This is a genomic window from Alistipes megaguti (assembly GCF_944320325.1).
GTDB lineage: Bacteria > Bacteroidota > Bacteroidia > Bacteroidales > Rikenellaceae > Alistipes > Alistipes megaguti.
This window is the reverse complement of record NZ_CALUHA010000025.1, coordinates 16904-38927: the sequence shown is the minus strand read 5'-3', so window position 1 is coordinate 38927 and position 22024 is coordinate 16904. Positions and strand designations below refer to the sequence as shown.

The window sequence follows — 22024 nt, the reverse complement described above, 5'->3', positions numbered from 1 at the left end:
AAATTTTCTAATGCTTGTAACTTATTGATGTTTAATAATTAAAACATTGTCGGAGAATTTTTCTCCGGACACTAGTGGGATATATAACGGTTTTAAAGTGGACACTTTACCAATTTATAGAAGATACGGAAATGATATACATTGAAATAAATAGCACAGGAGAGGTAGTTTACATTAACTACAAAGGATTGAATCTTGGAAAAGGTTTTGAGATCGACTCTATCCCCGAACCGGAACAAATAGAAGGCAAAGTGCCGGTGATGTACTATCGGAACGGAGCGATCGAATACGAATACGAAGATGTTCCTCCAACTCCGGAGCCGGAACCAATCCCTGAGCCGGAACCAACGCCTGAACCTATTCCAGACACAATGATCAGGCAAGTGGCTATGTTTGCCACGATGGCAGTGAATGCCATGCCACTATCAGACGAACAGTCGTTGCAGATCAAAGATCTCTATCCCGAATGGGCTTCGTTCATCGGCAAGTCGCTCACCGCCGGATTCAAAGTGCTCTACGAAGGCCGGCTCTACAAGGTGCGCCAGCAGATCGCCACGGTGCTGGAGAATCAGGCGCCGTCTGAACTCACCGCTGCGCTCTATGAGGAGATCAACGAGACAGCGGCCGGGACGCTGGAGGACCCGATCCCGTACAACGGAAATATGGCGCTTTTCGAGGGCAAATACTACTCGCAGAACGGTGTGACCTACAAGTGCACCCGCTCCACGGGGCAGGCAGTGTACCACGATTTGAGTGCGCTGGTGGGGATCTATGTTGAAAAGGCATAATCACATAAAATAACAAAATTATGAAGGCTAAATTTGATTTTGGAGAGGCTATTCGCCTGCTCAAACAAGGGAAGAAAGTAGCCCGTGAAGGATGGAACGGGAAAGGTATGTTTTTGTTCCTGCTTCCGGCCGGAACAATTCCCAAGACTGCAATCCACGACCCGATGCTTCGATCCGTGCTGGATAAGAATGGCCGTGATTCATTTGATGCTCTCGGCTCTATTCGCATGAAAACGGCTGACGACAAAATTCTAACTGGTTGGCTGGCGTCCCAAACCGACATGCTTGCGGAGGACTGGGTAGAGATCGAGTAGTCATGAAACGAATCTTCGACAAGATCGTCGGCTGTCTGAACGGCATCGGCGCCGACAAGTACAAGCACTTCGCCGTAGGAGCGGCCGTTGCGGCGATTGTCCTGCTGGCTGTAGCGTTATTCGTTCCCAAATGGCTGGCGCTGGCAGCGTCGGTCGTCACCGTCGCCGTGGCGGCCGTCGGCAAGGAGCAGGCCGACGCCAAGGCGGATCTCCGCGACCTGGCTGCCACCCTCGGCGGAGGCGTCGTCGTGTGGATAACGTATTTAATCGGATAGAGATATGGAAGTGGATGCCGGACAAATTACGAGCGTTGCGAAAGGGATCAGTGATTTAGGAATGATGGCCGTGACGGCAGGAGTGTTTCTCCTGCTGTCTATGGGGCTGATGATTTCGTGCTTCGCATGGTTCAAATCGCTAATCAATGGTATCATCGACGACAACAGAGGCGCGATGCAGGAGTTGTTGGATGAAACCCGCGCGCAGAATGAGAAGTTGACGGATATCTCGGTGGGACTTCGCCCCGAAACCCAGTTGCGAATCAAGAACACGGCCAATGTGTTCTTCGATCTGGCTGTCGAGAAGGTGTGCCGAATTATTAAGAAGGTCCGGGAGGAGAATCATATCGTCGACCACGAAGCGACTGCGGCGAAGATCAGAACGCTTTTGCACAACATCCATGAGGATCGGAATACGCGATTCGAAAGCTATACCTATCGAGGTCGAAAACTGTCCGAATATACGGATATTGCATGGGTTGAGAAGGTCGCCTCTGTTGTCGAGGATGAGATCTACAATTCGGCCGGTCCAAATAACGGGCGGGCATATACGAATGTGAAGGCCGCCTATGATGATATCAAACTTGATTTCTACAAAAGACTGAATCGTTAAACCAAATAAAACTATGAAAAAGACAACGAAATGGATTCTGATCGGCGTGGCCGCAGCGGTGGCGCTGGTCGTGGCGTTCAACCTGCTGCCGGACGGCATCCGCATCGCCTCGACGATCTCTGCCGGCGTCGGCTTCGTGGCCGGCATCGTCGCCAGGGCGTGGTATGACCGCGAAACCAAAAAGGAGGAGGCCAAGGTATGAAGATCCTCCTGGACAACGGACACGGCGAGGAGACGCCCGGCAAGTGCTCGCCCGTGTGGCCGGACGGATCGTGCCTGCGCGAGTATGAGTTCGCCCGGGACATCGTGCGCCGGGTCTTCGATCGGCTGCACGCCCGGGGCGTCGTGGCGGAGATCATCGTCCCGGAGCTCCGGGATGTGCCGCTGTACGTGAGGGCCAACCGGGTGAACGGCATCTGCGACGTCGCCGGGAAGGAGAACTGCCTGCTGGTGTCGGTGCACGCCAACGCCGGCGGTGGCACCGGCTGGGAGGCCCACACCTGCCTGGGCGATTCGATGTCGGACCGCTATTCGGCCCTTTTCTACGAGAAGGCCGAGGCGGCGTTCGGCAAGGAGTGGCGGATCCGGAAGGGGAGCGCCGACCCCGCCGACCCCGATTGGGACAGCAACTTCGCGATCCTTCGCGACACGAAGTGCCCGGCGGTGCTGACCGAGAACTTCTTCATGGATAGCGAACCGGATTGCCGGTTCATTATGTCCGAGGAGGGCCGCGAGCGGATCGCCGTGATGCACGTCGAGGCGATCCTGGCCTGCATCGACTACCACCAAACCCAAAGCTGACATGAGACGGATCTACTACGACAGCCTGATGGCAAAGACGCTTCTCGCAAAGAACTTCGACACCTCGATGCTCTTCGGGACGATCTGCACGAAGCACGCCGAGACGGATCCGCTATCCGAGCGGGTGAAGCGCCACGAGAGCATCCATTGCGAGCAGTACTGGGAGATGACGGTGGCGGCGTTCCTCGTGGCCGTGGTACTGCAGATCGTGTTCGGCGGCGGCTGGTGGTTCGTGGCCGTGCCGTTCGTCTACTACGCGATCTACTTCCTGGAGGCGACGATCACCTGGGCGATCCGCCTCTGCACCCACGGATGGCGGGAGGCGTTCGACCGGGCCTATACGAACTCGATGTTCGAACAGGAGGCCCGGGACTGGGAGAGCGTCCCGGGTTATGTCGAATCGAGGCCGCTGTGGGCCGTCCTGCATTACTTCGGACGGATATGAGCCGCTGGGTAACAACTGCGATTGCTTTGGCCGCCACCTTCCTCGGAGGGTGGTGGCTGGGGCAATATGTCTCCCGGCCGGAGATTGTCGAGCGGGTGCGGGTTGAGACGGTGTTCTACGAACGTCCGCAGCCGTTCGCGGTGACGGAGCGCCTGGTGGCGGTGAATGTGCCTCGGATGCTGTTCGCTCCGGCTGATACGGTAGACCGGACGGTCGTCGTCGGCGACAGCGTGCAGATAACGGTCACGGAGCGCACGCTGGAGTACCGCGACTCGACCTATTACGCACGGGTGGTCGGGCCGGTCGTGGGGCCGATGGGGCCCCGGCTCGACTACTTCGAGACCTACAACAAGACGGTCGAGCGGGTGCAGCTCGTCCGCGAACCTTACGCCTGGGAACTGGGCCCCGCGCTGGGTGCCTGGATGACCTCGGACGGCAGTGGGGTGTGGGTCGGAGCCTATGCCCGACGCACATTCGGCCGATTCAGCGTGTCGGCCTCGGCGGGATACGATCCCCACAAAAAAAGCGCCTTCGGCCAGATCGAGGCCGGCGTGGCGCTGTGGCGCAAGTAAAAGCCCCGACCGAAAGGCCGGGGCGCTCTCTTTATAGATGAGCTGTCAAACAAATACTACAAAGAGATAGACGATAATTCTGATCCCAAACGGTGCAGTGCCTCCTCGATTCGTTTCACTTGGGCCTTCCGGGGTTTGGATTTCCCGTGTGCATAGCTCCAGAGTTGTTTGGGATTGATTCCTGACAACCTCCCCAAAGCGGCCGGGGTGATGATCCCGGCGTAGTATTGAAGAAGCGATTGCGTGTCGAACTTATACACGATCTCGTATTCGCCGTCAAGCCATTCCGGATATTGATATCCGTCTTCGCGGCTTGATTCGACAAAATGCCGGATGGATTGTTTCAGATCCTCTTTGGCGGCATCTGCCGTGTCTCCCATACCGGAGAACACTTCGTCGGTGCAATAGGCGCTGTATCCGCCGTCGCTGTTTTTTTCGATAATGGCTGTAATCTGTTTCATTTTATCCTCCTTTCCCTCCATCTGGGGGGGTGCCCTCCCCCTCCCTTCGGTTTTTTCGGGAAGGGCCTATTTCAGACCCATCTCCCGTTTGATTTTCTTTTCAAGTCCTGTACCCACTTCCTTACCTCCGTGAAACGGGACCGGGTACCTGATTCCGTTTTTCTCGTAAATCACGTGGCTTCCGCTTTGCCGGACGATCCGCCATCCGTTTGCGAGAATCAACTTTTGTAGCTCACTCGATTTCATCGCTTATAGTATTTGTTTGACACTACAAAGATAGATAAATTTCTATTATTTACAAAATATAATGGAAAAAAATCTATTGTTTAGACTGAAAAGAGCTTATATGATCTATTACCCTCCGGTTTGCCCGGTCGACCTTCGTCCAGTCGTAGGAGATGTAGAACTTCCCGGCGATCGAGGTGTCGACGTGGCCCAGCCCCTTGCTGATCTCCTTCTCCGAGATCCCGAGTTTGTCGGCCAGCGTCGCCCAGGTGTAGCGCGCCCAGTAGAAGGTCAGCCCCTCGATCCCGAGCTCCTTGGCGATGTGACGGAGCGACCGCTGGATCTGATGGATGAAGGTGTCGTAGGTGGCCCGTTCTTCAATGAACCGCAGGACGTGTTCCGTGCCGGCATACCGGGCGATTATCTCGGCCGCCTCCGGCTGGACGAGGATCGACACCGGGTTGATATTCTTGCCCGAGGTCTTCGTCCGCACGAAGTGGGCCCGGCCGTCGCGCAGCCGGTCGAGGTGGAACAGATCCACCAGGTTCATGCCGCACATGTAGAACGACAGCAGGAAGAGATCCCGGGCCGTCCGACGGAAAGGGTATGGCGTCTCGTAGGCGATCAGCCGCTGGAGTTGCTCCTCGGTGAGCGCCTCCTTGTCCTTGCGGGAGGAGGCGATCTTAAACTTGCGGAAAGGGTAGTGCTCGAGCCCGATCAGATCCTCGTTGATGGCGCTGTTGAAGACGGCTCGTAGGTTTCGGAAATGCAGGGCCCGGGTATTGATACTGGAGCCTTGCTTTTCGAGATAGGCGTCGAATGCCTTCAGCCAGATGACGGTGATAGCTTCGAACGAGAGATCCGACTTGTCGAACGCCTCGATCGTTTTGAGGGTGTAGAGATAGGCCAGTCTGCTGTTCTCGGTGCGCCTCGAGTCGGCGTATCGGTGGAAATAGTCGGAGAGGCTCTCCTTGTTCGACGTCGTTTTGACTGCGGTCAACATCGCTTTGATTTCGGAGACGCTTTTCCCGGCCAGCTTCCCGCTGTTGTCCAGCTCCCGGAGCGTGTTCGTATATCGGAAGAAGAGCGCTTCGATGCTCTCGTTGATCGCGCGGGCATTCGGGCACTTCGGGACGACGGCCTTGTTGACTTCGCCGTTCCAGTGTTCGGGCAGGATGTTGATGCCGGTGCCGATGGTCGTAACCTTCCCTTTCGAGGAGAGGAGGAATTGGATCGGGTATAGTCCGCGAACGTTAGCCCGCCGGCGGTCGAGTTTTAAGGAGATGGAGGCCATTTTGTGCAAGTTTTTTGCAAGTGGGGCGGTAATGACAATGCGACGTAATGCCGCCACAATGCGTTGTAAAGGTGGTTTAATTTTTGGGGAAAAGCAAGAAAAGCGCAAAAGAAAAGCACTTACATTGCTGTAAGTGCTTGGTTTTTAATTGGTAGCGGGAGAGAGACTTGAACTCTCGACCTCATGATTATGAATCATGCGCTCTAACCAGCTGAGCTATCCCGCCATTGCTTGATTGCGAGTGCAAAGGTAATGGAAAAATCGAAACCTGCAAAATATTCGGGCGAAAAAACGCGAGAAAATTGGGTCTTGAAATCCTTGGCATTGATTTTGAGACACCTGCGTGAAATTGAAATACGATGACCATCTCTGAATCCAAACACGCCGAATCGACCGACCGACTGGGCATTGTCAAATTGTTGGCCGGAATCACGTTGCTGGTGTCCCTTTCGTGGGAGATCATAGCCGGGGATCACCGCTACCTTTCAATGACCTATTTGACGATCCAGTTTTTTGTTTGCGTGATTTTTCTCTATGACTTTTTGCTTCGGATACTGCAGTCCGAGCACCGTGGTCGTTTTTTCGTGCGCCACCTGTTCTATTTGCTGATATCGATTCCCTACCTGACGCTGATTTCGTGGACGGGCGTCCGCATGACCCACGATTGGGGGATCCTGGTCGGACTGGTTCCGATGCTTCGGGCTTTTTTGGCGATGTTTCTCATCGTGGAGTGGATGGTGCGGAGCAAACGGGGCGGCCGGATGCGGTGGCTTTTTGCGGCGTATCTCTTCACGGTGGTGGTCTTCACCTACGTTTCGGCGCTGGTCTTCTACGACTACGAGGTGCTGGTGAATCCGAAACTCGAAGGGTTCGGCAATGCGCTGTGGTGGGCGTGGATGAACGTCACGACCGTCGGTGCGGAGATCTTTCCGGTGACGGCCGTCGGGAAGGTGGTCTGCGTGCTGCTGCCGTCGCTGGGGATGATGTTCTTCCCGATCTTCACGACCTATATATTGCAGGAGTATATGCCGCAGCAATCGAATCCTTCGTCCTCCACGCCTTCGTCCTCGACATCACCCGCCTCGATTTCCCCCGCATCATCTGCATCGTCATCACCCGACGTTTCAACTCCGGCCCCGCCAGCATCATCCGCATCCGGTGCAGGGGTTCCGGAGGTATGAGATTCTGCTACGGGTGCGGTCTCTGTTCGGAGATTGCCCATTCCGTTCAGGCGGAAGCCCCGGCACGAAGGCCGGGGCTTTTGTTTTCAGATTGCGGGTTTGGGATTGGCGTCGTAAAAACTCTTGTAGTCACCGTGTCTGGGAGCTCCGGGTTTGTCCGGATACCAATCGGGCATTTCGTCGACTTTGGCCTTGAGTTTTGCATACAAGGCCTGTACCTCGGGCGAGCATTGTTTTACGTCGATCGGGTGCTGTTCCATGGGATCCTCCGCAAAGTTGTAGAATCGTCCGTCCCAATAATATTTGTACTGGGTGTTGAAGGCGCAGCGGGCCGCTCTCGGGTAGGCTTTGTGCGGCCAGAGGGGGTTGAAGTGCATCAGAGTGAACTCTCGCTCGAGGGGTTTATCGCCACATAATTCGGGATAGAGCGAAATTCCTTCAGTGTTCCACTCATCGGGGATCTTGACACCCATGGCATCGGCCAGCGTCGGCATGAAGTCGGTCAAATCGACGAGACGTTGACTGACTCGTCCGCTTTTGATCTTGTCACCCCAGGCGATGAGCAGCGGGACATGGGTACCGTTGGAGGTGGAGTTGCCTTTTCCGCCCTTGATTTCGCGGCCGTCGTCCAGTTTCGAGACGACCTGTTCCATGGTTCCGTTGTCCCCGACAAAGATCAGAATGGTGTTGTCCCAAAGGCCGTCGGTCTGGAGTTTGTCGACGAACTTGCCGACCTGTTTGTCGAGATAGGCGACCATGTCTGGGAAGTGGCGGGTGTCATGGATGAACCGGGTTTCCGGGTTATCGGTCCAGCATTCGGAGTCGGGCGTCGGCACATGGGGTGTATGTACCAGCGGCGTAGGGTAGTAGAGCAGGAATGGTTTTCGGGCCGCGGTCTGCCGGTCGATGTAGTCGAAAGCGTATCGCAGAGCATCATCCGGGCCGTAGTAACTGAAGTCGTAACGGCCGTTGTTGTCGAGATAGGAGAATGCGTAACGGTCGGTCGCCTTATCGCCGGCGAGTTCCTTGTAGATTTCGAGTTGACAGAGACACCATTCGTCGAAACCGAGTTTGGGAACCATCTCCCGGGATCGACCGAGTTGCCATTTCCCGACGATGGCCGTGGAGTATCCGGCTTGTTGGGCGAGGTGGGCGAAGGTATGTTCGTCGTCGTTCATGTATCCGAAGTTGACGTAGTTTCGGTCGTTGTAGACGCCGGTCATGAGTTGCACTCGGGAGGGGGTGCTGAGCGGCAAGGCGTGCATGTTTTCGAAGCGGATGGCCTGTCGGGCGAGTGAATCGAGGTGCGGGGTCTGGTAACTGACGCCGCCGTAACAGCCGAGACATTCGGCGCCGAGGTCATCGGCGAGAATCAGAATGATGTTCGGTTGGTTTGGTTTCTGGCTGGAGCATCCGCCGGCAGCCAGAGCGAGGAGACCGAGCCCTGCAGTTTGGAGTCGATTTTTCATGGGGATTTCGTTTTGGGTTTCTGTTCCTCGCAAATATAACATCAATTTCGTTATAATCCAATTTCGAAACATAAATAGTGGGGTATATTGTTTCGAATTGTTTTGAAATGAAAAATCCGGACCATTTTGATCCGGATTGAATGACGATATGTTTTCGATTGTCAGTTTTGTTTTTGCTGTTGGGCCTTGAGCAGGTCGCGGATCTCGGTGAGGAGCAGCTCCTCCTTCGACGGAGCGGGGGGAGCTGGGGGAGTCTGGGCCTTTTTCTTCATGAGGCGGTTCATCAGTTTGACCATCAGGAAGACGCAGAAGGCCAGAATGGCGAAGTCGATGCACTGCTGGATAAAGGCGCCATAGTTCCAGTAGACGGGTTCCACGGGGGCGCTTTGTGCAACAGCGGCGCCGTCGCTGACGAGTTCTCCGACCGACCGCACGGCGCCCGCGGTCACGTCGCGGACCTTCGAGATATCGAGCCGCAACTGTGAGAAGTCGGTATTTCCGATCAGGGCGCCGATCGGGGGCATGAGAATGTCGTTCACCAGCGAGGAGACGATCTTTCCGAACGCGCCGCCGATGATCACGCCGACGGCCATGTCCATGACATTGCCCTTGAGGGCAAACTCTTTGAATTCCTTGAAAAAAGCCATACTGTTCGATTTTTGATGGGTTACAAGTTTACTGACGGTCGGACGAAACGTGCCGATCCGGACAAAGATAGGAAAAAATCGCCAACCCCTGAAATTCGAGCCGATCGGCGTGACGTCCTTTGCACGGTCGGGCCCGGCCGTCGGACGCCGTTTGCAGACCACGCTTTGAGGTCACGCAACAGGAACACCCTGAATGTAGTCGTGCGGGGTATATCCTATCGAGCTTTTTCGTATCTTTGTCCCGATATGAACCGGAAGATCCGTTCCGTACGACATCCCGCCACCGGGGTGCCGCGATCCGGCAACGTGTAATTCCGGACTTCCGCAAACCGAACCACATGACACCCGCAGCCGTCATTCTCACCGTATTGGGCTATATCGCCGTCTTGTTCGTCGTGGCATGGCTTTCGGGCCGCCGGGCCGACAATGCGGGCTTCTTCACCGGCAACCGCCGCACGCCGTGGTATATGGCGGCCTTTGCGATGATCGGCGCGGCAATGTCGGGCGTCACCTTCATCTCGGTCCCGGGGTCGGTGGCCGTCGATTCCTTCTCCTACATGCAGATGGTTGCCGGGTTCACAGTGGGGCAGTTCATCGTGGCCTACGTGCTGATCCCGACCTTCTACCGCCTGCGGGTGGTCTCGCTCTACGAATACCTCGACGACCGCTTCGGCGTCGCCTCGCACCGCACCGGGGCTTGGTTCTTTTTCCTTTCGAAGATGCTCGGCGCCGCCCTGCGCGTCTACGTCGTCTGCGCGGTGCTCCAGCTGCTGGTCTTCTCGCACTACGGCATTCCGTTCTGGACCAATGCCCTCGTCACGATGGCCTTCGTGTGGCTCTATACGCGGCAGGGGGGTGTCAAGTCGCTGATCTGGACCGATACGCTCAAGACGCTGTGCCTGGTCGGGAGCCTCGTGCTGTCGATCCTCTTCATCATGCGGGCGCTGGACCTTTCGGCCGCTGAGACGGCGCGCGAGGTGGCCCGGTCGCCCATGTCGCGGATCTTCTTCTTCGACGACCCGGCCTCGGGGCGCTATTTCTGGAAGATGTTTGCAGCGGGTATCGTGCTGCTGGTGGCCATGACGGGACTCGATCAGGACATGATGCAGCGCAATCTGAGCTGTGCCACGCCGCGCGACTCGCAGAAGAATATCGTGCTGACGGCCGTGAGCCAGATCTTCGTCATCTTTCTCTTTCTGGTTCTCGGGGTGCTGCTCTACCTCTACGCCGACCGGACAGGGCTGCCGCTGCCCGCAAAGAGCGACCAGGTCTTTTCGATGGTGGCCGTAGAAGGCGGACTTCCGCTTGTGGTTGGCATTCTGTTCGTTGTCGGGCTTATTTCAAGTACCTATTCAGCTGCCGGATCGGCCCTGACAGCGCTGACCACCTCCTTTACGGTCGATATCCTCGAGGGGACGAAACAACTCGACGACTGCCGGCTGACCCGCCTGCGCAAGGGGGTGCATGTCGGCATGGCGCTGCTGATGGCCGGAGTGATCCTGGCTTTCGAGTATTGGGCCGACGACAGCGTCATCAATCTGGTCTACAAGGTGGCCAGCTACACCTACGGTCCGATCCTCGGCATGTTTGCCTTCGGCATGATGACGCGCCGCCGGGTGCGCGACCGCTGGATGCCGCTGGTGGCCGTTGCAGCTCCGGTGCTGAGTGCGCTGCTGCAGTTCTGGGCCCGCGAGAGGTGGGACTACCAGATCGGATTCGAACTGTTGATCTATAACGCCGCCTTTACCGTCATCGGCATGTATATACTGTCACAACGAAATGAAAAATAGGTATTTATATATCTTCACCTCGCTTTTGGCATTAACCCTTTCGACGACCCTCTCGGCCGCCTCGATCTCTTCGGCGACGCGGACCCGGATCGGCCGCACGCTGTCGCGGATCGTCTCGCGCGAGGTCTCGGGGGGCTACCAGAAGGCCGAGCCGATCACCGTGCGGGTGCAGGCCGTGAAGGCATCGCGTCGTACGGTGCGCATCTATGCGACGATCGGACTTTCGTACTATCCCTTCCGTGTGGAGAATACCGCCGCCATGCGCGATTCGGTGCGGGCGCTGCTGCCCGCCGAGTACCGCAAGGCGCAGATCGAACTCTATACCGACAACCGCGAGGTGGGGGAGTTGATCCCCATGGCGTGCCGCGATGCCGGGCAGACGCGGCGACTGATCGAAAAACGACGCCTCATCCCCTTCACCAACCGGTCCGTACGGCCGCTGGTGACTCCGCTCTCGGCGGCCTACACCGTGACCGGAGGCCTTGCCGGACGTCATATCGCCCTCTGGCAGAGCCACGGCCGCTATTTCGACCAGACGCGGGATTGTTGGCGGTGGCAGCGTTCGACGCTGTGGCAGACGTGCGAGGACCTCTATACGCAGAGTTACGTGCTGCCTTACCTGGTTCCGATGCTGGAGAACGCCGGGGCCTGCGTGGTGCTGCCCCGTGAACGCGACGTGCAGCTTCACGAGGTGCTCGCGGACAACGACGCGCGGGACGAATACGCCGAACAGGGGGCGTGGGAAGAGGGCGGCACGGGCTTCGCCCATCTGCGGCAGGTCTACCTCACGGGCGAGAATCCCTTCCGTGACGGCACGACGCGTCGCATCCGTAGCGTGACCCATCGCCCCTCGGGCGAGGCTGCGTGGCGGGCCACGATCCCCGAGCGAGGCGAATATGCCGTCTATGTCAGCTACGAGTCGACCCCCGAGAGCGTTGACGATGCCCACTATACGGTGCACCACCTGGGCGGCGAGACCGAATTTGCCGTCAATCAGACGATGGGCGGCGGGACGTGGATCTACCTCGGACGGTTCACCTTTGCGGCGGGCGAGCAGACGCTTGTGACGCTGACCAACCGCTCGCGGCGGGCCGGACGGCTTGTTTCGGCCGATGCCGTGAAACTGGGCGGCGGCTTCGGCAACGTGGCCCGCACGCCGATTGACTCGCTGCGCCATGCCGACCGCGAATATATCGCCGAGACGAGCGGCTATCCGCGCTTCTGCGAGGGGGCGCGTTACTGGCTGCAGTGGGCCGGCTTCCCCGAGGGGGTCTACACGCCCAAACACGACCGTGACGACTACAAGGACGACTACATGTCGCGGGCCCATTGGGTCAATGCCGTGATGGGTGGTTCGGAGCGCCTGCCCGACTCGACGGGGTTGCACATTCCGCTGGATCTGGCCCTCGCGTTCCATTCGGATGCCGGGGTGCGCGACGGCGACGGCATTGTCGGCACGCTGGGCATCTTCTATACGCGCGAACAGGGGGGCAAATTCACGGGCGGTGCCGACCGCTACCGTTCGCGCGATCTGACGGACCTTGTCCAGACCCAGGTGGTCGAGGATATCCGCCACCTCTATGAGCCCGGCTGGCAGCGGCGCGGACTCTGGAACCGGGCCTACTACGAAGCCCGTGTCCCGAGTGTCCCGACGATGCTGCTCGAACTGCTTTCGCACCAGAATTTTGCCGACATGCGTCTGGGGCAGGATCCTCGGTTCCGGTTTGCGGTCAGCCGCGCCGTCTATAAGGGTATCCTGCGCTATGTCAGCTCGCAATACGGATTATCGGAAGTAACGGTTCAGCCGCTTCCGGTCTGCTCGTTTGCCGCCGAATTCACGGCCGACGACCGCGTGCGCCTTTCGTGGCAGCCGACCGTCGATCCGCTCGAGGCGTCGGCCGTGCCGACCGGCTATGTGGTCTACATGCGGCTCGACGACGGCGGTTTCGATAACGGCCGTCTGGTGGACCGTCCCGAACTGATCGTCGACCTGGAGCCCGGCCGCCGCTACGCCTTCCGCGTGACGGCCGTCAATGCCGGCGGCGAGAGTTTCCCGAGCGAGACGCTGGCCGCATGCCGGGTGGCCGATGAGCGGGGACGCGTACTGATCGTCAACGGCTTTGACCGCGTGAGCGGCCCCGTTGCGATGCGCAGCGATTCGTTGGCCGGTTTCCGCATGGATCTCGACGGCGGGGTGCCCGACCGCATGGATATCTCGTTCGTCGGGCCGCAGCGGGTCTTCGACCTCGCGATGGCGCGCAGCAATGTCGACAGCCTGGCGCTCGGGGCCTGCGACCGCGATTACGAGACCGACGTCATCGGCGGCAATACGTTCGACTATCCGTCGCTGCACGGCCGTTCCATGGCGGCCGCCGGTTACTCCTACTGTTCGACTTCGGCCCGGGCCGTCGAAGAGGGGCGTGTGGCGCTGCGGGGATACGATGCCGTCGATCTGATCCTCGGCAAGCAGCGCACCACGACGATCGGACGGGGCATCGCCGATGCCGCCTTCGAGGTCTTTCCCGAGGCTTTGCAGAGTCGTCTGAGACGTTATCTGGCCGACGGAGGGGCGTTGTTCGCTTCGGGTGCCTATGTGCTTTCGGATCTGGCCGGGCAGGCCGCCTCGGAGCGTGAGCGGAGCTTCGCCGGGGAGGTGCTGCGCTGCCGGCTGGGGGCGTGTCGCGCGACGGGTTCGGGCCGCGTGCGCGTCGTGACGGCCCATCCGGGCTTCTCGCGCGGCGAGTACCGCTTCAATACGGAGTATCGTCCGGATTGCTACGTCGTCGAGCGGTCGGATGCGCTGGAGCCGGTCGGCCGCGAGGCCTTTGCCGTGATGCGCTATGTCGACGGTAACGGCACGGCCGCCGTGGCGAGTGAATCCGCCGGGCGGACCTTCGTCGCGGGCTTCCCGTTCGAGACGATCGGCGGCGAGGTGGAGCGCGACCGGATGATGCGCGACGTGCTGGACTTCCTCGTGAAGCAAAGGTAGAGATAAAGAGGTTTTACATTCTAAAATTTATAACGTTATGTCATTGGAACAGCAGATTTCGAAAGGGATCATGGAGGCCATGAAGGCCAAGGACACGGTGCGTCTGAGTGCGCTCCGCAATGCGAAGAAGTACATCATCGAGGCCAAGACGGCCGGTCCGGAGGTGGCCGAACTGCCCGATGCCGACGTGCTGAAAATCATCTCGAAACTGGCCAAGCAGGGCACCGATTCGGCACAGATCTTTACCGAGCAGAACCGCCCCGATCTGGCGTCGGAGGAGCTGGCGCAGGTGGCCGTCTATCAGGAGTTCCTGCCCAAGCAGCTCACGCCCGAAGAGCTGACTGCCGAGCTTCGCACGATCATTGCCGAGGTGGGTGCCACGTCGATGAAGGAGATGGGTAAGGTGATGGGCGTCGCCTCGAAACGTCTGGCCGGACGCGCCGACGGCAAGGAGATTTCGGCCCGGGTCAAGGAGTTACTCGCTTAGGTAATGCACGTTTCCGAATCGTTGCACCGTAACCTGAAGACCATTGCCATGCCTTCGGCCATGGTGGTGGGGGCGTTGCTGTGCCGGCCGATTGCCGGCCTTGAGACTGCAAGTCATCAGATGATCACCCCGACGCTGATCTTCCTGATGCTCTTCGTCACCTTCTGCCGCGTCAGCCCCAAACAGATGAAACCTTCGATGCTGCACCTCTGGCTGCTGCTCTTCCAGGTGGTCATGTGTGTGGCGGTCTATCTGGTGCTGCGCCCGTTGAACGAGGTGGTGGCTCAAGGTGCCATGGTCTGTGTACTGGCTCCCGTGGCGATGGCCGCCGTGGTCATCGCCGGCATGCTCGGCGCCAACGTCGCCACGATGGCCACCTACAGCCTGATCTGCAACATGGCCATTGCGCTGGTGGCCCCCGTGATCCTCACCTTCACGGGCAACGGCGTCTGCACCTTCTCGCAGATTCTGGCCCGCATCGCTCCGCTGTTGATCGGACCGTTTGCCGCGGCGCAGTTCTTCCGTTTTGTCTTCCCGAAGGCGGCCCGATGGATCGGCGATCACAGTCTGATCTCGTTCTACATGTGGCTGTTGTCGCTGCTGGTGATTATCGGCCGTACGACCTGTTTCATCATCGACCTCCACGATGCCTCGATGTCGACGGAGTTGTGGCTGGCCTTTGCCGCTCTGGTGATCTGTCTGGTGCAGTTCAAGGTGGGGCGCATGCTTGGTCGTCGGTATGGCGATCCGCCGGCCGGCGGTCAGTCGCTCGGGCAGAAAAATACGGTGTTGGCCGTGTGGATGGCGCAGGCCTTTCTGAATCCCATCTCGTCGATTGCCCCGACGGCCTATATCGTCTGGCAGAATTTCGTGAACAGTTATCAGATATACAGGAAGGATCGGGAAAAATTCCGGTAGTCTGATTTGTAATGTGATGGAATGCAGCCATTTGCAACAGTTGCCGCATTTTTTTCTACACCTCGGGACGGCTGGCTGATCCGCTTTTCCCGGTCGTTCTCAGGCCGATTTTGTTACTATTTTGTTACTCGGAAGCTCTCCCGGAAGAGTCTTTGTCTCGAAAAAAGGGGTGCGGCAATTGCATACTGCACCCCTTTTGTTCGGTCCCTTGCTGGGAGCTACTCCCAGAAGCGGAAGAAGTGGTGGACCGGGCCGTGTCCGTGGCCGATCTCGTAGGCTGCCCCGGCTTCGATGGCCCCGGCAATGTACTCCTTGGCGCGCGTGGCCGCCTCGTCGAGCGAGCAGCCCCGGGCCAGGAAGGCCGCCAGTGCCGACGAGAGGGTGCAGCCCGTGCCGTGGGTGTTGCGCGTTGCCAGACGGCGCGAGCGCAGCGGCAGGATGCGCTCCTCTTCGGCGTTGTAGAAGATATCGACGAGCTCCTCGTCGTGCAGGTGGCCCGCCTTCAGAAAGACCGAGACACCGCCCGCGTTGCGCGAGAGTTCGCGTGCCGCTTCGGGCAGCGACTCCTGTCGGTCGATCTTCCGTCCGAGCAGCAGTTCGGCCTCGGGGATGTTCGGCGTGATGATCCGTACGGTGGGGATCAGCTCGTCGCGCAGCGTCGAGACGGCCTCCTGCTGCAGCAGCGGATCGCCCGACGTGGCCACCATCACCGGGTCGAGTACCACGTTGCGTAGCCCGTAGGGGCGGAGCGTGTCGCGCACGGCGCGGATCAGCTCCGAGGAGTGCAGCATGCCGATCTTCACGGCGTCGGTGCCGATATCGTCCAGCACCGAGCGGATCTGTCCCGTGACGAACTCCACCGGGATGGGATGGACGCCCGTGACGCCCACCGTATTCTCGTCGACAACGGCCACGATGGCCGACGTTCCGAAGCATCCGCACGCCGAGAAGGTCTTCAGGTCGGCCTGGATGCCGGCGCCGCCGCTGGGGTCGCTCCCCGCAATGGTCAGCGCGCGTTTGTAGTGTTTTGGGGTTTCGTTGTTCATATTTTCCACGTTTCAAGATTCCAGGCGCTCTCCCAGAACAGCCACTCCATGCGCGTACAGCGCACGAAGAGTTCGCTCATCCGCCGGCGGGTCTCTTCGCCTGCCGCGGCGGCCAGTTCGTTGCAGATCGCCGTGGCTTGCTCCGCCGAGGCGGCAAAGGCCGGATCGGCATAGGTCTCGATCCACGCCCGGTAGGGATTTTCTGCAAGAGGCCTGTGCGCTTTCGGCCCGGTCGGGGTGTCGGCGTGCGTCGCGGAACCTGCGGCCAGCCCGTCGGCTGCCCGTCGGCCGTTGCCCTCCGCCCGGGCATGGATCCACTCGCCGACCCGCTGGTAGACCACAAAGCAGGGCAGCACGGCCGCCGCCTCGACCTCCACCGGAGCCAGCGCCTGGGCGTCGAGCACCGAGGTGTAGAGCAGGCACGTCGGGCTGATCTCTTCGGGGGCCGGGTGGCTCCCCGCGAGGAACTGCGCGTGGAGGGCCCGTTCGACCTCGATACCGTCGAGCGCGAAGTGCAGGAAGCGTTCGGCCTGCTCCTTGCGGGGCAGACGCGCGGCCACGTGGGCCAGCCGCCTTGCATAACCGTCCAGATAGAGGGCGTCCTGCCGGATGTAGAAGCGGAAACGCTCCTCCGGAAGGCTTCCGTCGGCCAGCGCCCCGACGAACGGGTGCGCGAGAATCTTTTCGTAGACGGGGAGGGCCGCCTCCCACGCCTCATCGCTCCAGCGTCTCATGGACGGTCAGCGTTTGCGGGCCACAACGGCCACGTAATCCCCCTTGCCGTATCCCGGCGTGGGCTGCTCCTCCTCGTCGTTCGAGCAGACGGGGTGCGAGGTCAGCGTCTGCGAGAACTCCAGATCGGTGAAGCCCGCCTCGCGCAGCAGCTCCACCTTCTCGGCCGTCGTGCGCCAGGCAGCCACGTCGACGAACTCGATCGGGTAGGGGTTGGGCGGGTAGCACCCCGCAAGCAGCGGGTGATCCCATGTCCCGACGGCCTTGGCCAGGTTGTAGAGCAGGCCGTAGGAGCTCTCCTTCGGCACGTCGATCAGAATGATCCGGCCCCCGGCGGGCAGCGCCTCGTAGGCCTTGCGCACCACGCTCCGCAGGTCGCCGATGTAGCTCGGCGTGCCGTTGAAGAGCAGCGTGTCATAGGTTCCGTGGCCGAAGTCGGCCTCCTCGGCCGTCGCCTCCACCACGTGCATGCCCCGCTTGCGGGCGATTTCGGCCATTCCCTTCGAGGGTTCGATGCCGTCGGTGACGGTGATGCCGTACTCCTCGCGGAGAATCTTCTCGAACAGACCGCTGCCGCAGCCCACCGAGAGCACCCGCCCGGCATCCTTGAGTGTCGAGGCTACCAGATTGACCTCGGAATAGAGTACGTTGCGGTTGTCGAGAAACCAGGCATCATAGGCCGATGCGTACTGGTCGAATCCTTTTCCCATTTCTGTTGTCTTTTGCTTAAAAGGTTATGATTTCGGTTTGCAGGGTTTTCAAATCAAGGGTGAAGAGACGTCCGTCGAGCGGTTCGCCGAAGCCGACGATCCACTTGATGGCCTCCGACGCCTCGAGCGTACCGATGACTCCCGGGACGGTGCCCAGCACGCCGCTTGTGGTCCGCGGCCGGGCGCACAGCGCCTCGCGGTCGGGGTAGAGCTCCGCATAGCGGCGCCCCGAGCGTCCGTTGAAAAGGGCCACCTGCCCTTGGAACTCGCCGATCGAGCCGTGGACCCACGGCTTGCCGCAGGCCGCACACGCATCGTCGATCAGGTAGCGTGTCGGAAAGTTGTCGCAGCAGTCCACGACCAGGTCGTAGCCCTCGATCACCTCCCGGGCATTTTCGGCCGTGAGCCCCTCGTCGTAACACGTGAAGCGCGTCTGCGAGCAGAAGGCCGACAGCCGTTCGCGGGCCGCCTCCGTCTTCGGGCGTCCGATCTGCGACTCGGTGTAAAGCGTCTGCCGCTGGAGGTTGCTCTCCGAGACGCGGTCCGGATCGGCAAGCCCGAGTCGGCCCACTCCGGCACCGGTGAGGTAGAGCGCCGCCGGCGAGCCCAGTCCGCCGACCCCGACCACGAGCACCGACGCCTCGGCAAGACGCCGCTGACCCTCGGGGCCGATCTCCCGGAGCATCGTCTGCCGGGCGTAACGTTCCGTCGAGTCCATCATCAGTCGAAGACCTTGTCCCAGTCCTTCCAGACCACCTCGTAGCCTTCACGCCGGATGTCGGCCTCGACCTGCGACGGCGTGCGCTCGTCGCTGACGGTGAACTGCTCGAGCGACGTCGGGTAGACGCGGTAGCCTCCCGGATCGGTCTTCGAGCCGGCGCTCATCGACGTGACGCCCAGCGTGGCCATATGGTTGCGGAACTCGGCGCGTTCGCGCGTCGAGTAGGAGATGTCGACGTCGTGGTCGAAGATCCGGAAGGCGAAGGTCACCTGGGCCAGTTCGCGGTCGCTCATCACGACGTTGGGCTGGAAGTGCCCCTCGGACGGCCGCATGCGCGGGAAGTTGACGCTGTAACGCGTCTTCCAGTAGTGACGGCGCAGGTACTGCAGGTGCAGCGCCATCATCGTCACGTCGGTGCGCCACTCCTCGAGTCCGATCAGCACGCCCATGCCGATCTTGTGGACCCCGGCCTGACCCATGCGGTCGAAGCCGTTGACACGCCACTCGAATTTCGACTTCATGCCCGCCGGGTGGTAGATGTTGTAGTTCTTGCGGTTGTAGGTCTCCTGGAAGCAGACCACGCCGTTCAGACCCGAATGGGTCAGCCGCTCGTAATCCTCGGCTGAAAGCGGCATCACCTCGATCGTCAGGTTGTTAAAGTACGGGCGGCAAATGTGCAGCGCCTGCTCGATGTAGTCGACGCCTGCCGCCCGCGGATTCTCACCCGTGACGATGAGCAGGTTCTCGAACGGACCCAGTTCGCGGATCGCCCGACACTCCTCCTCGATCTGCTCCGGCGTGAGGATCACGCGCGGAATGGCGTTGTGGCGGTTGAATCCGCAGTAGATGCACGAGTTGGTGCACGAGTTGGTGATGTACATCGGAACGTACATCGAGATCGTCTTGCCGAAACGCTCCTGCGTATAGCGGCGGCTCAGTCGGGCCATCGGCTCCAGATAGGCCTCGGCAGCCGGCGAGACCATCGCCATGAAGTCGTCGAGCGTCGGGTACTCCTTCGCAAGGGCCCGCTCGACATCGGCGGCCGTCTTCGAGAGGATCCGTGCCGTGGTCTCCTCCCAGTCGTATTTGGCTAATTCCTCGGAAAACATCGTACGCACGGTTTTAGTCGAGGAACGAGGTCAGCGGGCTGCTTGCTTCGGCATGGCGCGACTGGGCGCCCAGTCCCGATTCATAGGCTTCGCGGCCCGCCTCGACGGCGCGTGCGAAGGCCCGGGCCATCCGTTCGGGATCGCCCGCTACGGCGATGGCCGTGTTGACCAGCACGGCGTCGGCCCCCAGCTCCATGGCTGCGGCGGCGTGCGACGGCGCGCCCAGGCCGGCATCGACCACCACGGGAACGTTGCTCTGTTCGATGATGATCTCGAGCAGTTCACGCGTCACGAGACCCTTGTTCGTGCCGATCGGTGCCGCAAGCGGCATGACGGTGGCGGCACCGGCCTCCTCGAGGCGCTTGCACAGCACGGGGTCGGCCTGGATGTAGGGCAGCACGACGAAGCCCATCTTGGCCAGCTCCTCCGTGGCGCGGAGCGTTTCGATCGGGTCGGGCAGCAGGTATTTCGGATCGGGGTGGATCTCCAGCTTGATGAAGTTCGTCCCGAAGGCCTCGCGGGCCAGCTGGGCCGCCAGAACGGCCTCCTCGGCGTTGCGCACGCCCGAGGTGTTCGGGAGCAGCTGCACGCCCGGACGGCGGATATGGGCCAGCAGGTCGTCCTGCGGATTGGACATGTCGACCCGTTTCATGGCCACGGTGACCATCTCGGTCTTCGAGGCGGTGATGGCACGCGACATCAACTCGTTGGAGCTGAACTTGCCCGTGCCGACGAACAGACGCGAACGGAACGTCCGTCCGCCGATTACCAATTCGTTCATGATTTGTGTTGTTTTAGAATATCGACGATTTTGCGAGTCTCCTCCGCGGGGTCGGCGGCGCCGAGCAGCGCTCCCGAAAGGGCGATGCCCGTGGCTCCCGTGGCGAGGATCTGCGCAATGTCGGCGGCCGTGATGCCGCCGATGGCCACCACCGGCAGCGTGATGCCCGCCGCGCGGCAGCGTGTGAAGATCTCCCGGTAACCCTCCAGCCCGAGGATGGGGCTCAGATTGCGTTTGGTTTGGGTGAAGCGGAACGGCCCCAGCCCGATGTAGTCGGCACCGGCCGCTGCGGCCCGTTCGATATCCTCGAACGTATTGGCCGTCGCGCCGAGGATCGTTCCGGCGGGGAGCAGCGTGCGGGCCTCGCGCGGCGGCATGTCGTTCTTGCCCAGATGGACGCCGTCGGCACCGAGTTCCGTGACCAGGTGCACGCGGTCGTCCAGGAGGAACGTCGCGCCGTACTGGCGGCACAGGCGTCCCACCTCGCGTCCCACGCGCAGGAACTCCTCGTCCGGGGCATCCTTCATGCGGAGCTGCACCCAGCGGCAGCCCCCCTCGAGGACGGCCCGTGTGCCCGAGATTTCGTCGTATCGGTCGTTCCGATGTGTGATGAATTGCAACATGGTTTTTCTATGCGTTTCTGTACTGTTCGATCCGTCGGAGCGTCTGCCGCAGCCCCTCGCGGGAGGTGTCGCGCCAGATGCACCCCAGCAGCGCCGCACCTCCGAATCCCACGTCGTGCAGCAGCGGCAGCCGTTCGGGTTCGACGCCGCCCAGTGCCAGCGTCCGCGCATCGATCACCCCCTGCCGCGAGGCCCGGCGCAGCACCTCTTCGTCGAAGGCCGACCGGTAGCCGCTCTTGGAGATGCTGTCGAAAATCGGGCTCAGGAAGCGGTAGCCGGTCGTTGCGGCGCAGGCCGTGAGCTCCCCGAGCGTGTGACACGAACGGCTCCGCAATCCCGCGAAACCCTTCGGCGCCTCCGGATTGCGGCCGTTGAGGTGGACGCCTCCCAGCCCGTATTCGGCGGCCAGCGGCAGGTGGTCGTGCAGACTCAGACGCGGGTACAACTCCGCGGGCAGCGACTCGATGAGCCGCCGCATGGCGCCCTCCTCCGACGCGGGTTTGCGCAGGTGGAGGCGGTCGATCCCTGCGTCGAGCAGGCGGCCGATCGTCTCCGCCTCGCCCCGGACGAAGTCGGGCGCCGTGATGACGACGATCCGCATCATCCTCCGCAGACGGCTCGGATGACGGTGATCTTCATCCCCTCCTCGAGGGGTTTCGAGGCCCATTCGCTGCGCGGCACCACGCGGTTGTTCACCGCAACGGCAACCCCTTCGGCGGGGATTCCCTCGTGCGCGAGCAGTTCGGCCAGACTCATCGGAGTCTCGACTCCGACCGGCTTGTGATTGATGGTTACTTCCATGATGGATCCCGTAATTTGCAGAAGACGTGCCCGTGAGAAATTACGGTCTATGAACAAGTCCTTTCGTCGGTGTTGCCCGCATCAAGTTCATAGGGTGTGATCTCAGCCTTTGCGTGGAACCTGCCCGCCGGCGGTGTGAATCCCGTGCGGCGTCCGTTTTTCCCGAAGGCACCCCTCTTGTGTCGGACAAATATAGCGAAAAAATCGGTTCCGACGTCTCTGAACGGAAAAA

Annotated in this window: 27 protein-coding genes, 1 tRNA gene and 1 riboswitch; of the genes, 13 read left to right on the top strand and 15 right to left on the bottom strand. The window is 60.4% G+C overall.

Annotated elements, in window-relative coordinates; all coding sequences use genetic code 11:
* Positions 1-416: 416 nt before the first annotated feature.
* Genes PUQ42_RS07600 through PUQ42_RS07565 form a run of 8 tightly spaced genes read left to right on the top strand, consistent with a single transcriptional unit; the run spans position 417 to position 3808 of the window.
* Positions 417-788, top strand: a complete 372-nt coding sequence (locus tag PUQ42_RS07600) for a hypothetical protein (protein ID WP_273372548.1) — start codon at positions 417-419, stop codon at positions 786-788.
* Between the two features lie 20 nt (positions 789-808).
* A complete protein-coding gene (locus tag PUQ42_RS07595) occupies positions 809-1102 on the top strand; it encodes a DUF2829 domain-containing protein (RefSeq protein ID WP_273372545.1) in 294 nt (97 codons plus the stop codon).
* A gap of 2 nt (positions 1103-1104) precedes the next feature.
* Positions 1105-1377, top strand: coding sequence for a hypothetical protein (locus tag PUQ42_RS07590; RefSeq protein WP_273372542.1), 273 nt, complete (start codon positions 1105-1107; stop codon positions 1375-1377).
* Between the two features lie 4 nt (positions 1378-1381).
* Positions 1382-1990 (top strand): hypothetical protein, encoded by a 609-nt coding sequence (locus PUQ42_RS07585; protein ID WP_273372539.1) that lies wholly within the window; start codon positions 1382-1384, stop codon positions 1988-1990.
* A gap of 13 nt (positions 1991-2003) precedes the next feature.
* On the top strand, positions 2004-2192 hold the full coding sequence (locus tag PUQ42_RS07580) for a hypothetical protein (RefSeq protein ID WP_273372536.1): 189 nt from the start codon (positions 2004-2006) through the stop codon (positions 2190-2192).
* Positions 2189-2791 carry an N-acetylmuramoyl-L-alanine amidase gene (locus PUQ42_RS07575; RefSeq protein WP_273372534.1) on the top strand — a complete coding sequence of 201 codons (603 nt, stop codon included), beginning with the start codon at positions 2189-2191 and terminating at the stop codon, positions 2789-2791. The genes PUQ42_RS07580 and PUQ42_RS07575 overlap by 4 nt, the downstream gene beginning before the upstream one ends.
* Position 2792: 1 nt before the next feature.
* Positions 2793-3236, top strand: a complete 444-nt coding sequence (locus PUQ42_RS07570; protein WP_273372531.1) for a hypothetical protein — start codon at positions 2793-2795, stop codon at positions 3234-3236.
* Entirely contained in the window at positions 3233-3808 is a 576-nt protein-coding gene (locus PUQ42_RS07565; RefSeq protein WP_273372528.1) for a DUF6808 domain-containing protein, read from the top strand. Before PUQ42_RS07570 ends, PUQ42_RS07565 begins: the two co-directional genes overlap by 4 nt.
* Before the next feature lie 56 nt (positions 3809-3864).
* Here the strand turns inward: PUQ42_RS07565 and PUQ42_RS07560 are convergent, their stop codons facing one another.
* The 4 genes from PUQ42_RS07560 to PUQ42_RS07550 form a co-directional block, all read right to left on the bottom strand.
* Positions 3865-4269 carry a type II toxin-antitoxin system HicB family antitoxin gene (locus PUQ42_RS07560; protein WP_122121721.1) on the bottom strand — a complete coding sequence of 135 codons (405 nt, stop codon included), beginning with the start codon at positions 4267-4269 and terminating at the stop codon, positions 3865-3867.
* A gap of 66 nt (positions 4270-4335) precedes the next feature.
* A complete protein-coding gene (locus PUQ42_RS10355; protein ID WP_122121074.1) occupies positions 4336-4515 on the bottom strand; it encodes a type II toxin-antitoxin system HicA family toxin in 180 nt (59 codons plus the stop codon).
* 73 nt (positions 4516-4588) lie between these two features.
* Positions 4589-5788 (bottom strand): site-specific integrase, encoded by a 1200-nt coding sequence (locus tag PUQ42_RS07555; RefSeq protein ID WP_273372525.1) that lies wholly within the window; start codon positions 5786-5788, stop codon positions 4589-4591.
* Between the two features lie 149 nt (positions 5789-5937).
* Positions 5938-6014 (bottom strand) — tRNA-Met (locus PUQ42_RS07550).
* Between the two features lie 133 nt (positions 6015-6147).
* Between PUQ42_RS07550 and PUQ42_RS07545 the strand changes: the two genes are divergently transcribed.
* A complete protein-coding gene (locus PUQ42_RS07545) occupies positions 6148-6969 on the top strand; it encodes a potassium channel family protein (RefSeq protein WP_337956036.1) in 822 nt (273 codons plus the stop codon).
* Positions 6970-7055: 86 nt separating this feature from the next.
* On the opposite strand, the gene PUQ42_RS07540 is transcribed toward PUQ42_RS07545, so the two are convergent.
* Both PUQ42_RS07540 and mscL read right to left on the bottom strand, forming a co-directional pair.
* Positions 7056-8438 carry a sulfatase family protein gene (locus PUQ42_RS07540; protein ID WP_122121068.1) on the bottom strand — a complete coding sequence of 461 codons (1383 nt, stop codon included), beginning with the start codon at positions 8436-8438 and terminating at the stop codon, positions 7056-7058.
* Positions 8439-8599: 161 nt separating this feature from the next.
* Positions 8600-9085 carry a large-conductance mechanosensitive channel protein MscL gene (gene mscL / locus PUQ42_RS07535; RefSeq protein ID WP_273372522.1) on the bottom strand — a complete coding sequence of 162 codons (486 nt, stop codon included), beginning with the start codon at positions 9083-9085 and terminating at the stop codon, positions 8600-8602.
* A 338-nt stretch (positions 9086-9423) separates the two neighbouring features.
* On the opposite strand from mscL, the gene PUQ42_RS07530 reads away from it, so the two are divergent.
* Genes PUQ42_RS07530 through PUQ42_RS07515 form a run of 4 tightly spaced genes read left to right on the top strand, consistent with a single transcriptional unit; the run spans position 9424 to position 15269 of the window.
* The gene (locus PUQ42_RS07530; RefSeq protein WP_122121064.1) at positions 9424-10875 is read left to right on the top strand and encodes a sodium:solute symporter; all 1452 of its coding nucleotides are present in this window, start codon (positions 9424-9426) and stop codon (positions 10873-10875) included.
* Positions 10865-13864, top strand: a complete 3000-nt coding sequence (locus tag PUQ42_RS07525) for a golvesin C-terminal-like domain-containing protein (protein ID WP_273372519.1) — start codon at positions 10865-10867, stop codon at positions 13862-13864. The genes PUQ42_RS07530 and PUQ42_RS07525 overlap by 11 nt, the downstream gene beginning before the upstream one ends.
* Positions 13865-13901: 37 nt before the next feature.
* Entirely contained in the window at positions 13902-14351 is a 450-nt protein-coding gene (locus PUQ42_RS07520) for a GatB/YqeY domain-containing protein (protein ID WP_087310488.1), read from the top strand.
* 3 nt (positions 14352-14354) lie between these two features.
* Positions 14355-15269, top strand: a complete 915-nt coding sequence (locus tag PUQ42_RS07515) for a transporter (RefSeq protein WP_122121060.1) — start codon at positions 14355-14357, stop codon at positions 15267-15269.
* A gap of 218 nt (positions 15270-15487) precedes the next feature.
* On the opposite strand, the gene thiD is transcribed toward PUQ42_RS07515, so the two are convergent.
* Genes thiD through thiS form a run of 9 tightly spaced genes read right to left on the bottom strand, consistent with a single transcriptional unit; the run spans position 15488 to position 21792 of the window.
* Complete coding sequence (thiD, locus tag PUQ42_RS07510) at positions 15488-16315, bottom strand: bifunctional hydroxymethylpyrimidine kinase/phosphomethylpyrimidine kinase (RefSeq protein ID WP_087310484.1); 828 nt, start codon at positions 16313-16315, stop codon at positions 15488-15490.
* Complete coding sequence (locus PUQ42_RS07505; RefSeq protein ID WP_273372512.1) at positions 16312-17049, bottom strand: TenA family protein; 738 nt, start codon at positions 17047-17049, stop codon at positions 16312-16314. The genes thiD and PUQ42_RS07505 overlap by 4 nt, the downstream gene beginning before the upstream one ends.
* 6 nt (positions 17050-17055) lie before the next feature.
* The gene (locus PUQ42_RS07500) at positions 17056-17757 is read right to left on the bottom strand and encodes a class I SAM-dependent DNA methyltransferase (protein ID WP_087310480.1); all 702 of its coding nucleotides are present in this window, start codon (positions 17755-17757) and stop codon (positions 17056-17058) included.
* 16 nt (positions 17758-17773) lie between these two features.
* A complete protein-coding gene (locus tag PUQ42_RS07495; RefSeq protein ID WP_273372553.1) occupies positions 17774-18475 on the bottom strand; it encodes a HesA/MoeB/ThiF family protein in 702 nt (233 codons plus the stop codon).
* A 2-nt stretch (positions 18476-18477) separates the two neighbouring features.
* Positions 18478-19587: a 2-iminoacetate synthase ThiH gene (thiH, locus tag PUQ42_RS07490; protein WP_087310478.1), complete on the bottom strand. Its 1110-nt coding sequence runs from the start codon at positions 19585-19587 to the stop codon at positions 18478-18480.
* A 13-nt stretch (positions 19588-19600) separates the two neighbouring features.
* Entirely contained in the window at positions 19601-20368 is a 768-nt protein-coding gene (locus tag PUQ42_RS07485) for a thiazole synthase (protein WP_273372505.1), read from the bottom strand.
* Entirely contained in the window at positions 20365-20991 is a 627-nt protein-coding gene (locus tag PUQ42_RS07480; RefSeq protein ID WP_273372502.1) for a thiamine phosphate synthase, read from the bottom strand. Before PUQ42_RS07480 ends, PUQ42_RS07485 begins: the two co-directional genes overlap by 4 nt.
* A 7-nt stretch (positions 20992-20998) precedes the next feature.
* On the bottom strand, positions 20999-21595 hold the full coding sequence (locus tag PUQ42_RS07475) for a thiamine phosphate synthase (protein WP_337956034.1): 597 nt from the start codon (positions 21593-21595) through the stop codon (positions 20999-21001).
* Positions 21592-21792, bottom strand: a complete 201-nt coding sequence (gene thiS, locus PUQ42_RS07470) for a sulfur carrier protein ThiS (RefSeq protein ID WP_087310472.1) — start codon at positions 21790-21792, stop codon at positions 21592-21594. The genes PUQ42_RS07475 and thiS overlap by 4 nt, the downstream gene beginning before the upstream one ends.
* Before the next feature lie 41 nt (positions 21793-21833).
* A riboswitch (TPP riboswitch) is annotated at positions 21834-21978 on the bottom strand.
* Positions 21979-22024 lie beyond the last annotated feature (46 nt).

Bases quoted from the DNA above. Each gene is read 5' to 3' on its own strand.
- PUQ42_RS07600 (WP_273372548.1), top strand. From the start codon at position 417: ATGCCACTATCAGACGAACAGTCGTTGCAGATCAAAGATCTCTATCCC.
- PUQ42_RS07595 (WP_273372545.1), top strand. From the start codon at position 809: ATGAAGGCTAAATTTGATTTTGGAGAGGCTATTCGCCTGCTCAAACAA.
- PUQ42_RS07590 (WP_273372542.1), top strand. From the start codon at position 1,105: ATGAAACGAATCTTCGACAAGATCGTCGGCTGTCTGAACGGCATCGGC.
- PUQ42_RS07585 (WP_273372539.1), top strand. From the start codon at position 1,382: ATGGAAGTGGATGCCGGACAAATTACGAGCGTTGCGAAAGGGATCAGT.
- PUQ42_RS07580 (WP_273372536.1), top strand. From the start codon at position 2,004: ATGAAAAAGACAACGAAATGGATTCTGATCGGCGTGGCCGCAGCGGTG.
- PUQ42_RS07575 (WP_273372534.1), top strand. From the start codon at position 2,189: ATGAAGATCCTCCTGGACAACGGACACGGCGAGGAGACGCCCGGCAAG.
- PUQ42_RS07570 (WP_273372531.1), top strand. From the start codon at position 2,793: ATGAGACGGATCTACTACGACAGCCTGATGGCAAAGACGCTTCTCGCA.
- PUQ42_RS07565 (WP_273372528.1), top strand. From the start codon at position 3,233: ATGAGCCGCTGGGTAACAACTGCGATTGCTTTGGCCGCCACCTTCCTC.
- PUQ42_RS07560 (WP_122121721.1), bottom strand. From the start codon at position 4,269: ATGAAACAGATTACAGCCATTATCGAAAAAAACAGCGACGGCGGATAC.
- PUQ42_RS10355 (WP_122121074.1), bottom strand. From the start codon at position 4,515: ATGAAATCGAGTGAGCTACAAAAGTTGATTCTCGCAAACGGATGGCGG.
- PUQ42_RS07555 (WP_273372525.1), bottom strand. From the start codon at position 5,788: ATGGCCTCCATCTCCTTAAAACTCGACCGCCGGCGGGCTAACGTTCGC.
- PUQ42_RS07545 (WP_337956036.1), top strand. From the start codon at position 6,148: ATGACCATCTCTGAATCCAAACACGCCGAATCGACCGACCGACTGGGC.
- PUQ42_RS07540 (WP_122121068.1), bottom strand. From the start codon at position 8,438: ATGAAAAATCGACTCCAAACTGCAGGGCTCGGTCTCCTCGCTCTGGCT.
- mscL (WP_273372522.1), bottom strand. From the start codon at position 9,085: ATGGCTTTTTTCAAGGAATTCAAAGAGTTTGCCCTCAAGGGCAATGTC.
- PUQ42_RS07530 (WP_122121064.1), top strand. From the start codon at position 9,424: ATGACACCCGCAGCCGTCATTCTCACCGTATTGGGCTATATCGCCGTC.
- PUQ42_RS07525 (WP_273372519.1), top strand. From the start codon at position 10,865: ATGAAAAATAGGTATTTATATATCTTCACCTCGCTTTTGGCATTAACC.
- PUQ42_RS07520 (WP_087310488.1), top strand. From the start codon at position 13,902: ATGTCATTGGAACAGCAGATTTCGAAAGGGATCATGGAGGCCATGAAG.
- PUQ42_RS07515 (WP_122121060.1), top strand. From the start codon at position 14,355: ATGCACGTTTCCGAATCGTTGCACCGTAACCTGAAGACCATTGCCATG.
- thiD (WP_087310484.1), bottom strand. From the start codon at position 16,315: ATGAACAACGAAACCCCAAAACACTACAAACGCGCGCTGACCATTGCG.
- PUQ42_RS07505 (WP_273372512.1), bottom strand. From the start codon at position 17,049: ATGAGACGCTGGAGCGATGAGGCGTGGGAGGCGGCCCTCCCCGTCTAC.
- PUQ42_RS07500 (WP_087310480.1), bottom strand. From the start codon at position 17,757: ATGGGAAAAGGATTCGACCAGTACGCATCGGCCTATGATGCCTGGTTT.
- PUQ42_RS07495 (WP_273372553.1), bottom strand. From the start codon at position 18,475: ATGGACTCGACGGAACGTTACGCCCGGCAGACGATGCTCCGGGAGATC.
- thiH (WP_087310478.1), bottom strand. From the start codon at position 19,587: ATGTTTTCCGAGGAATTAGCCAAATACGACTGGGAGGAGACCACGGCA.
- PUQ42_RS07485 (WP_273372505.1), bottom strand. From the start codon at position 20,368: ATGAACGAATTGGTAATCGGCGGACGGACGTTCCGTTCGCGTCTGTTC.
- PUQ42_RS07480 (WP_273372502.1), bottom strand. From the start codon at position 20,991: ATGTTGCAATTCATCACACATCGGAACGACCGATACGACGAAATCTCG.
- PUQ42_RS07475 (WP_337956034.1), bottom strand. From the start codon at position 21,595: ATGATGCGGATCGTCGTCATCACGGCGCCCGACTTCGTCCGGGGCGAG.
- thiS (WP_087310472.1), bottom strand. From the start codon at position 21,792: ATGGAAGTAACCATCAATCACAAGCCGGTCGGAGTCGAGACTCCGATG.